This is a genomic window from Corallococcus sp. CA041A (assembly GCF_003612075.1).
Classification (GTDB): Bacteria; Myxococcota; Myxococcia; order Myxococcales; family Myxococcaceae; genus Corallococcus; species Corallococcus exiguus.
Genome location: NZ_RAWF01000100.1, coordinates 23,222 through 32,583, shown reverse-complemented (window position 1 = coordinate 32,583; position 9,362 = coordinate 23,222). Strand labels below are relative to the sequence as shown.

Below are 9,362 nucleotides of genomic sequence, written 5' to 3'. Positions count from 1 at the left end.
CTCCTGGCCCCCCAGGCCATCCGCCACGACGAACAACCCGCGTTCGGGCAGCACGCAGTACGCATCTTCATTGTGCGGGCGCCGCCCGATGTGGGTCTGCCCCGCGCACTCGAATCTCATCACCACCGCCTCCTGGCTGGGCTCCCGGTCAGCAAACGGGAGGCCAACGGCCCGGTCGCTTCATGCCCGGGGTTCCCCCATGGGGTTCTCGCCTCTGGAGAACGCCCGGGTGCGCGTTCTCGCCGCGCACCCGCACTCCCCTGTCCGCGGACCGACGTTGCGGTCGTCTCCACCCCGTCCCGCCGCGACTTCTCAACGGGCGTGACACCCCGAAGGCCCGGGCGGGCTTCGTGGGAGGACGCGGGACGGGCGTCCACGTGTGGAGCAAGGGTGGGAGTCATGGGCGCCGGTAGGATATCGGGCATTGTGGCCAATGGGGATCCACTCGCGTCCCCCTAGCAACTCCTGCCGGCCCCGGCGGACAATGCAGGAGCTGCCCGACCTGCGGGCCATCACCCGAGGAGAACCATGACATCCATCCGCCGAGTGGGTTCTGGCATCTCGACGTCCCGGGCCTGGTCCATCTCCTCCGAGCTGGAGGTCACCGCCCCGGTGCAGCAGCAGCCCATGACGCCGGTGGAGCCGGTGCGGCGGGGCTTCTCCGACTCGAGCGACTTCCAGGCGGACGCCGACGGCGACCTGGCCGGTGCCCTGCTCGAGGACCTGGGGCTGACGTCGGGCCCGTCCTCGGAGGCCGGGGGGCGCGCGTCGGGCCTGGAGGACCCGGAGGCCCGGGCCGCGCTGCTGGAGAACCCCCACCTGCGCACCTTCGCGGGAGAGAGCACCTTCGAGGCCGCCGCGCCCGCGTACGCCCAGCGGCTGGGCACGCCGCAGATGTCCACGCCGCTCATGCAGGCGCGCCACTTCCAGCAGGCGGAGCGCCGCGCGGAGGCCTCGCCGGCGGATCCGACCCTGGACCCCTCCGACATCCTGTCGCCCGACGCGGCCGAGTGGGAGCTCCAGAACCTGGACACCATGCCGAGCACCGCCTCCTCGAAGGAGGCGGAGGACCTGCTCTTCCTCCTGGAGTCCGGTGACCTGTCCGGCCTCAGCGACGAGGAGCTGGCCGCGCTGAGCGACGACCTGGGCATGGACGACGCGGCTCCGGATGCGTCTGGAGACGCGGAGGGCCTGGAGGTGTCCGGTGCGCCGGAGGATTCGGGCGCGTTCCTGGCCACGCTGGAGGACAGCGGGCCGGAGGCGCTGTCAGCGGATGCGCCGCCGAGCGCCCCTTCGTCCAATGACTTCCTCGCGGACGCGGACGACTTCACGATGGAGGCCGTCCAGGCCGAGGCCGCCTACGCCGCCGCCTATGCCGAGGCCCGCAAGAACGCGGCTTCCGAACCGGAGCCCAGCGTGGTGGTGGCCGCCGAGCCCGCTGACGCGACGGCGGACATCGAGGATGTGCAGGACGCCGACCTCGTGGAGGCCGACGCGGCCCAGACGCCTCCGCCGCCTCCGCTCGAATCCTGAGCCGAGTCCCAAACGGGCCCTGACGCTCAGGGCTCGGGCCTGTCGGAGAGCGCGGCGTCGAGCTGCTTCTGCGCCTCCATGACGTCCTTCTCCAGCTCGGTCTTGTAGCGGTCGCGCTCGGGGCTCCTCCACTCCGCATCCGAGAACTGCTCGAGCGCGTACTCGCGCGTGGTGTGCACGGGCCCGCGCAGCGTGACCATCAGCTCGCGGTCCGGGTCACCCATCTCCTTGAGCAGGAAGCCCTCCACGTCGCGCAGGGTCAGCGGGAACGTGGGCTTGTCGTCCCGGATGACCTTGCCGAAGACGTTGAGCTTCACCTCCTGCGAGCCCTCCTGCAGCTCCTCGTTGAACGACAGCACCGCGAACGGCACGCCGCCTTCGTCGTCCAGCCGGCCGGACACCACATACCGCCCCGCCTTGCGGACCTGGATGGGGAGGTACAGGTCCAGCGACCCACCCTCCAGCACCTCGCGCACCCTGCCGCTGAACGTGGCCGGCGGCGCGGGTGTGTAGAGCACGTCGAAGAACGCCGAGTCCTCCAGCGAACCCGAGCGCACGCGGAGGGCCACGCGCAGCGTGCCGGAGAACATCGCGAAGCCCTGCTTCGACGGCTGGAAGCGCCCGGTGAGCATCCCGTCGCCTGCCACCGCGTCGCCGCCCTGCCCCGAGTCCACGAACGTCACCGGAACGCCCGGCACGCCGCCCGCGTCCGCCAGGTGGTCCGCCTCGTGCGCCATCGCGGACACCACCTCGCACGGGCGCGCCGCGCGGCGCGAGTCCTCGCACGCCACGGTGAAGAGCACCGCTTCGTCACCGACCACGAACACCTTGTCCTGCTTGAGTCGCAGCTGCACGTCGGAGGTGCCGTCCTCCGCGGCCTTGGGGCTCAGCGGCCGGGTGCGCTCCGGCTCCGCCAGCTCCAGCTGATCCGGATGCTCGCGGCTCGGCCGAGACTCGGGCGGATAGCGCGTGGCCGCCACGTAGGATTCCAACGAGCGCTTCGCGCGCTCCAGCCGCTTCTGCCACAGCTCGCGGCGGGCCTCGCGTTCGCGGGCCTCCGGGCTGAGCAGTGACGGCGGGGCGGGCTCGGCCGCCATGGCCGCGCTGGAGCGCTCCGCCGGTGTCCGTGCCCCCTCGCGAGGGTCGGACACCGGGGCGGAGGTGGGCTTCGGTGCGCCCTCCGGCGCTACGGCCCCATCGCTTCCCTGCCACCAGAAGAACGCTCCGCCCACGAGCACCAGGGGCACGAGGGCGAGCAACCACCGGCCGTGGCGCAGCCGGGAGGCGGAGGGGATGGGGCCGTCTTCACGTGTCATGAGCGGGCTTCGCCGGAGGGGGCGGGGGAAGCCGTCATTCTAGTACGCGTACTGGGCCATGTACTCGCGCACCTTGGAGACGATGCCGCCCCAGTTGCCGTTGGCGTAGTGGTTGTACGACTCACCATCGTCGCGGAGGTACACGGAGTGGAAGCTCCACTTCTGCCGGCCGTCGCTGCACGCGTTCTTGAGCAGGTTGAGCGTGCCGCCGCAGAACCAGTCGCCCGGGTTGCAGTAGGAGCCGCCGCTGCTGCCGGAGACACCGCCCGTGGAGTGGTAGGCCACCGCCTCGTCGTCCTGGCCCGGGAGGATGCCGGAGTACAGCGTCCCCTTGGAGCCGGCGAACATGAGGAACTCCACGTTGGCCGTGGCGTTGTGGTTGTACATGGAGCGCGCCGTGGTGGTGACCAGGTCGCTCACCAGGGGCTCGCTCACCGCCCAGTCACCGTGGTCCGCCAGCTCGCTGCCGCCGCCCGCGCCGGACGCCACGGCCACCCACTTGATGTTCCAGCCCTTCTGCGTGGAGGTGCCCACGTTGCCGCATTCGCCGTTGGCGTTGGCCACGGCGTTCTTCACCTGCCGCGTGCTGGTGCCGTACAGCGACAGCGCGTAGCCGATCTGCAGGTCACCGGCGCTGTGCACGGCGAGGTAACAGGAGTTCGTGCCCGTGCAGAAGCAGTCCAGCGCGTTGCGGATGCGGTAGTTCTCCGAGCCCACGCGCTGCGTGCCGTTCCAGTTGACGGCCTTCTTGTTCACGCCCGCCGCGGTGGTGGACGGCCCCCAGTAGCTGAAGTCGGCGTAGTTGCCCGCCTGCGTCTTGTTGCCGTTCTTGCCGTGGATCCACAGCGTGTAGTTCGTCGCGGCGGCTTCGGTACCCACCAACAGCGTCGCGGCGGTCACGGCCGCGCCAATCAGCATCTTCATCGGGGTGTGTCTCCTGGCCTCTCGGGGGGATGAGAGGGCTTCCGCACGGCCCCAGGCCGGGCGAGGGGACAACCACTCTAGGGGTTGTTTCAGATGAAGGCGATAAGCCGAAAGTCGGGCCGTCAGTGAAAACCCTGACGCACCGCGCTGGCTCTGGAAGTCACCCCAGCGCGTCCAGGGCCCCGTCCCGCACGAAGCGTTCCAGCCGCTCCAGTGCTTCCGGCAGGTTGGCGCGCCCCAGACCCAACCGGAAGTGATTGCCCGGAAAGCCATACACGTCACCCGGCAACAGCAACACACCCTCGCGGGTAATCAGTGACTCAGTGAAACGAGCCACCGGGATGTTTCGCAGCAGACGGGGGAAGGCCACGCTGCCGGCGCGCGGGCGCACCCAGTGGAAGGTGTCCGCGTGGCGCGCGAAGAAGTCATCCAGCCGCGCGAGGTTCGCGGTGAGCAGGCCGCGGCTGCGCTCCAGCACGCGTTCACGGGCGCGCAGCGCGATGAGGGACAGCAGCTCGCTGGGGGCGCTGTTGCAGAGCGAGGTGTAATCCTTGAAGGCGCGGCAGCGCGCGAGCAGCTCCGTGTCCCGGGTGGCGAGCCAGCCCACGCGCAGGCCCGCGAGGCCGAACGCCTTGGACATCACGCCCAGGCTCACGCCCTTCGTGAGGCACGACGCGGCGGGCGGCAGCGTGTCGTTCGCGTCGTACTCCAGCAGGCGGTACACCTCGTCGGAGAAGAGGTGGATGCCGCGCGCCTCGCACAGGGCACACAGCTTCTGGAAGGTGGCGCGGTCCGGCAGCGAGCCCGTGGGGTTGTGCGGGAAGTTCACCACGACCATGCGCGTGTCCGGGCGCAGCGCCGCCGTGAGCGCGTCCAGGTCCAGGGCCCAGCCGTCCTCCTCCCGCAGGGGCAGCAGCGTCACGTCCGCGCCCACGGAGCGCGCGACTTCGTAGAGCGACTGATAGCCCGGCCAGGTGACGACGGCGTGCGTGCCGGGCCCCAGCAGGACGTTCATCGCGACGAACAGCGCCTCCTGCGCGCCCGCGAAGGTGAGGACGTCCTCGGAGATGAGGCCCGGGTACATGCCGGCGATGGCCTCGCGCAGCGCGGGCAGGCCGGGCGTCTCCGTGTAGCCGAGCGTCAGCCCGTCCCAGCGCGCGCGGTCCTCCGGCGACGCGAGCGCCAGCAGGTCCGCCATGCGCCAGCCCTCGATGTCGGAGGAGCACAGGAGGTAGGGCGCGGCGAACTCCCACCGCGCGAAGTACCGCTCCAGTTCGAAGTCGGGGATGCGCATTCACGGCCTCCATGCTCGCCTGCCCACCGGAGGGCGGAGCGGGCCAACAGCCCTTGCCGGACAGGCGAGCGTACGGGCGCGCAGCCGGGAGCAACCGGTGGCGCATGCATAGCTTGAGTCACGTCCCGTTGAAGCGCTTTCCACTTCGCATTGGGAGCTCGCATGGCCTCGACGAAAATCCCGCTCACGCTGCTGGACCCGGATGGCGGGTGGGTGAATGCCCCCGTCCACGTCTCGGAGCTCGACGGACTGCCCGTCCTCCTCCACTTCTGGACCATGGACTGCGAGGACTGCGCGAAGCAGTTCGAGGCCGTGAACCAGTGGGTGGTGGACTACGGGCCCAAGGGCCTGAAGGTCATTGGCGTGGACGTCACCCACAACGAGACGGAGCTCCGGGACACCAACAAGGTGGAGGGCTTCGCGCGCGAGCACGGCCTGCGCTACCCCATCGCCATGGACGACGGCTCCATGGCCAAGGCCTACGGCGTGGACAAGCACCCCGCCTTCCTCCTCTTCGGTACGGATGGGCGGCTGAAGAACCGCATCGGCGGCAAGGACGCCGTGCGCCGCGTGCGCACGCTGCTCAAGGACCTGCCCGGCCAGGAGCCGCCCGCGCTCCACGGCGAGGTGTCCCGCGAGCAGGAGGACCAGGTCGCGGCCTCCAATCCCTGAGCCCTTCGCGCCCCCACCCTTCCCTCTCCAGGAGAGTCGCACCATGGCTGACCGACGACACACCGAGCGAAGGGGCTTCTCCCTGGGCGCGCTGGCCGCCGGGGTGGGGGCCGTCGTGGGGCTGAAGCGCGTGCTGCGTCCGCGCTACAGCTTCCAGGGCAAGACGGTCGTCATCACCGGAGGCTCCCGGGGGCTGGGACTGGTGATGGCGCGCATGTTCCTGAAGGAGGGCGCGCGCGTGGCCATCTGCGGACGCGACGTCGAGTCGCTCCAGCGCGCCCACGCGGACCTGGAGCGCATGGGCGGAGAGGTGCTCACCCTGCGCTGCGACGTGCGCGACCAGGTGCAGGTGGACGCGATGGTGGGCGCGGTCCACGAGCACTGGGGCGCGGTGGACGTGCTCATCAACAACGCGGGCGTCATCATGGTGGGCCCGCTGGAGTCCATGACGCTGGAGGACTTCGAGGAGGCGGTGGACGTCCACCTGTGGGGGCCGCTGTACACGACGCTCGCGGTGGCGCCGGCCATGAAGGCGCGCGGCGAGGGCCGCATCGTCAATGTGGCCTCCATGGGCGGCAAGCTGAGCATCCCGCACCTGGTGCCGTACTCCGCGAGCAAGTTCGCGCTGGTGGGCCTGTCGGACGGACTGCGCACGGAGCTGGCCCAGGACGGCATCCGCGTGACGACGGCGTGCCCGTCCCTCATCCGCACGGGCAGCCCGCGCAACGCGACCTTCAAGGGCGACCACGAGAAGGAGTACGCGTGGTTCCACGTGAGCAACTCGATGATGGGCGTGTCCATGAGCGCCGAGCGCGTGGCGCGCAAAATCATGGAAGCGTGCCGCCGGGGTGACGCGGAGGCGCTGGTGGGCATGCCCGCGAAGCTGGGCGCGCTGGGACGCGCGCTGGCGCCCAACCTCACCGCGCGCGTGCTGGACGCCGTCAACCGGCGGCTGCCCCAGGACAGCACCCCGGAGCGCTACAAGGGCAGCGAGAGCGAGACGCCCCTCACCCGCTCCTGGCTCACGGAGATGAGCCGCCGCGCGGCGGAGCGCAACAACGAGAACGAGGTGTCCCTGCACTGACGCGGGGACACCCCGGTGGACGGAGGCCTAAGCCTTGCCGTCCATCTCCGCCAGCTCCATGCGCCAGTGGCCGCGGTGCTCGTAGGCCTGCGCCAGCTGATCATTCAGCGCGGCGAGAATCTTCACGTTCCCGTCCTGCTCGTAGCCCTTGAGGGACTCCGCGCAGGCGGGCACGCGTGAGAGGAACGTCTTCAGCGCGTCCAGGCTCAACTCCTTCACATACATCCCGTACCCCAGCCGCTCCAGATAGAGGGCATTGAGCACCTGTTCGAACTGGCCACCCACGGGGATGCTGAGCAGCGGTTTGTGCAGGTACACGGCCTCGCTCATCAGCGTATAGCCGCCGCCCGCCACCACCGCGCGCGCGGTGCGCAGGTCGTCGATGAAGCCCGCCTCGCTGAAGGGCCGGTAGGTGAGGTTGCCCTCCACCACGTCCTCCTTGAGGTCGCGGCGCAGGCCATACACGCGGCACGGCACGCCGGACTGCTTGAGGATTTCGGGCAGCTGCGTGTTCGTCGTGGACGTCTGGTACACGAGCAGGTGCTCCCCGGCCTCCGGCTTCGCCGCCAGGATTTCGGGCCGGAGGATGGACGGAGCCAGCGTGGTGCGGCGCTTGCGCACCGGCGGGTAGAAGAACGTCGTGGCCAGGTAGTGGAAGGCCCCGGGCAGCTTCGCCTTCACGATGGCGCGCGTGGCCTCGAAGCTCTCCTCGTGGCCCGCGAGCAGCGCCGGGTCGTGCTGGCAGCGGTTGATGATCTGCATGTTGTCCACGCTGATGACGGGCAACCGGTGGTTCTTCGCGAACAGGTAGCTGAACGTCTCGAAGTCGCTCACCACCACGTCCGGCTTGAAGCCCTCCACCAGGTCGAAGTACTGGCGCACGTTCTGCGGCCAGCCCGTCACGGCGCCCTTCAGGTTCTGCAGCACCGTCTGCCACTTCTTCACCGAGTTGCCTTCGTAGGCGATGGTCAGGCCCCAGATGCCGTGCACGTTCTGGAAGCGCTGGGCCAGGTAGTTCTGCGCCCGACCGGACACCACGATGTGGACCTCGTGCTCCTTCGTCAGCGCCTCCAGCAACACGCGCGAGCGCGTGGCGTGGCCCATCCCTTCGCCGACGACCCCATACAGGATTCGCATGGTCCGGAAGCATACGCCCGGGACACCCTCCCCTGTCCCTTCCGGCCCGGGACGGTGCTACGCCTCCCGGTCCATGACCTCCCTGCCCTCGCCCCGGGGTGCCTCCGTCCTGCGCGCAGCGGCGTTCGGGGGCATCGTCGGCCTCATGCTGGGCGGCGTGGGGCTGCTCGGGCTGGGCGTGAGGGCCGTCTTCGCCCCCGCCGACTGCGCCCACCTGTCCCCGCAGGAGTGCCAGCTCCTCCACGAGACCGACCGGGACCTGGGCCGCGTGCAGACACTCTCCGGCGGAGCGCTCGTCGCCCTGGGCGCCGCCCTCTTCGCGCTCACCCGCCCGCGTCCGCCCGAGAACGGCCATGACTCCAGCGTTTGAGAGCCCGAGATTTCGCCGCGCCGCGCAAGCAGCCAGGCACATTGTGCCTGTAGGTCATTTTCGCGCGCGGGGTAGGTCAACTAATTACCACTGGCCCGGCCATTAGGTTTGAGGGTAGGAGACGGCCCATGCAGCTCGAATCGTTGAAGATGTTCTGTGACGTGGTCGAGACAGGTTCGTTCTCGCGCGCGGCGCAGCTCAATCACGTGACCCAGTCGGCGGTGAGCCAGCAGATTCGCGCGCTGGAGAACCGCTACGAGCAGAAGCTGCTCTCTCGCAGCGCGCGGCAGGTGACGCCCACGCCCGCGGGCGAGCGCCTGTTCCGGGGCTGCAAGGAGATATTGGCGCGCTTCGCGGAGGTGGAGCAGGAGATCCGCGAGCAGGCCACGGAGGTCCAGGGCGCGACCACCGTGTCCACCATCTACTCGGTGGGTCTGCACGAGCTGAACGTGGTGCAGAAGCAGCTCTTGAAGACGCACCCCAAGGTCAACATGCGCCTGAACTACCGGCGCAATGATCAGGTCTACGACGACGTGATTCTGGGCGCCGCGGAGATTGGCATCGTGGCCTATCCGCAGCCGCGCGCGGGCGTGGACATCCTGCCGTTCCGCGACGACAAGCTGGCGGTGGTCTGCGCGCCCAACCACCCGTTCGCCAGCAAGACGAAGGTGAGCGTCACCGCGCTGTCAGGCGTGCCTTTCATCGCCTTCGACCGGGAAGCCCCCACGCGCAAGGCATTGGACCGCCTGTTCCGCGAGAAGAACATCGACATCAATCCGGTGATGGAGATGGACAACGTGGAGACCATCAAGCGCGCGGTGGAGATGGGCCTGGGCGTGGCCATCCTCCCGCTCGCCACGGCCCACGCCGAAATCAAGAACAGCTCGCTGGTGGCGAAGCCCTTCGCGGAGGGGCCGGTGTCGCGCCCCATTGGCCTGCTCATCCGCAAGGGCAAGTACCTGGACCGCGCGTCCGCGGCGGTGCTGGAAGCCTTCAAGCAGGCCTCCCTGCTTCCGCAGGACGACTGAAGCC

General features: G+C 69.6%; 9 protein-coding genes and 1 pseudogene. 5 read left to right on the top strand and 5 right to left on the bottom strand.

Features of this window, described 5'->3' with window-relative positions:
* Nucleotides 1–120 (bottom strand): annotated as a pseudogene (locus D7V77_RS44795) (serine/threonine-protein phosphatase); the annotation flags it as partial.
* Nucleotides 121–528: 408 nt separating this feature from the next.
* On the opposite strand from D7V77_RS44795, the gene D7V77_RS19330 reads away from it, so the two are divergent.
* Entirely contained in the window at nucleotides 529–1,533 is a 1,005-nt protein-coding gene (locus D7V77_RS19330) for a hypothetical protein (protein WP_120577763.1), read from the top strand.
* Nucleotides 1,534–1,559: 26 nt separating this feature from the next.
* Here D7V77_RS19330 and D7V77_RS19325 read toward each other — a convergent pair whose 3' ends face one another.
* The 3 genes from D7V77_RS19325 to D7V77_RS19315 form a co-directional block, all read right to left on the bottom strand.
* Nucleotides 1,560–2,849, bottom strand: a complete 1,290-nt coding sequence (locus D7V77_RS19325; protein ID WP_120577762.1) for a hypothetical protein — start codon at nucleotides 2,847–2,849, stop codon at nucleotides 1,560–1,562.
* Between the two features lie 39 nt (nucleotides 2,850–2,888).
* Nucleotides 2,889–3,773, bottom strand: coding sequence for a hypothetical protein (locus D7V77_RS19320; protein ID WP_120577761.1), 885 nt, complete (start codon nucleotides 3,771–3,773; stop codon nucleotides 2,889–2,891).
* A 160-nt stretch (nucleotides 3,774–3,933) separates the two neighbouring features.
* Nucleotides 3,934–5,067, bottom strand: coding sequence for an aminotransferase class I/II-fold pyridoxal phosphate-dependent enzyme (locus D7V77_RS19315; protein WP_120577760.1), 1,134 nt, complete (start codon nucleotides 5,065–5,067; stop codon nucleotides 3,934–3,936).
* Between the two features lie 162 nt (nucleotides 5,068–5,229).
* On the opposite strand from D7V77_RS19315, the gene D7V77_RS19310 reads away from it, so the two are divergent.
* Both D7V77_RS19310 and D7V77_RS19305 read left to right on the top strand, forming a co-directional pair.
* Complete coding sequence (locus D7V77_RS19310; RefSeq protein WP_120577759.1) at nucleotides 5,230–5,739, top strand: peroxiredoxin; 510 nt, start codon at nucleotides 5,230–5,232, stop codon at nucleotides 5,737–5,739.
* A gap of 43 nt (nucleotides 5,740–5,782) precedes the next feature.
* The gene (locus D7V77_RS19305; protein ID WP_120577758.1) at nucleotides 5,783–6,823 is read left to right on the top strand and encodes an SDR family oxidoreductase; all 1,041 of its coding nucleotides are present in this window, start codon (nucleotides 5,783–5,785) and stop codon (nucleotides 6,821–6,823) included.
* Nucleotides 6,824–6,850: 27 nt separating this feature from the next.
* Here the strand turns inward: D7V77_RS19305 and D7V77_RS19300 are convergent, their stop codons facing one another.
* Nucleotides 6,851–7,960, bottom strand: coding sequence for an MJ1255/VC2487 family glycosyltransferase (locus D7V77_RS19300; protein WP_120577757.1), 1,110 nt, complete (start codon nucleotides 7,958–7,960; stop codon nucleotides 6,851–6,853).
* 73 nt (nucleotides 7,961–8,033) lie between these two features.
* Between D7V77_RS19300 and D7V77_RS19295 the strand changes: the two genes are divergently transcribed.
* Together D7V77_RS19295 and D7V77_RS19290 are read left to right on the top strand one after the other, a co-directional pair.
* Nucleotides 8,034–8,330 carry a hypothetical protein gene (locus D7V77_RS19295; RefSeq protein ID WP_120577756.1) on the top strand — a complete coding sequence of 99 codons (297 nt, stop codon included), beginning with the start codon at nucleotides 8,034–8,036 and terminating at the stop codon, nucleotides 8,328–8,330.
* Nucleotides 8,331–8,458: 128 nt separating this feature from the next.
* On the top strand, nucleotides 8,459–9,358 hold the full coding sequence (locus D7V77_RS19290) for a LysR family transcriptional regulator (RefSeq protein WP_120577755.1): 900 nt from the start codon (nucleotides 8,459–8,461) through the stop codon (nucleotides 9,356–9,358).
* The last annotated feature ends 4 nt before the right edge of the window (nucleotides 9,359–9,362 follow it).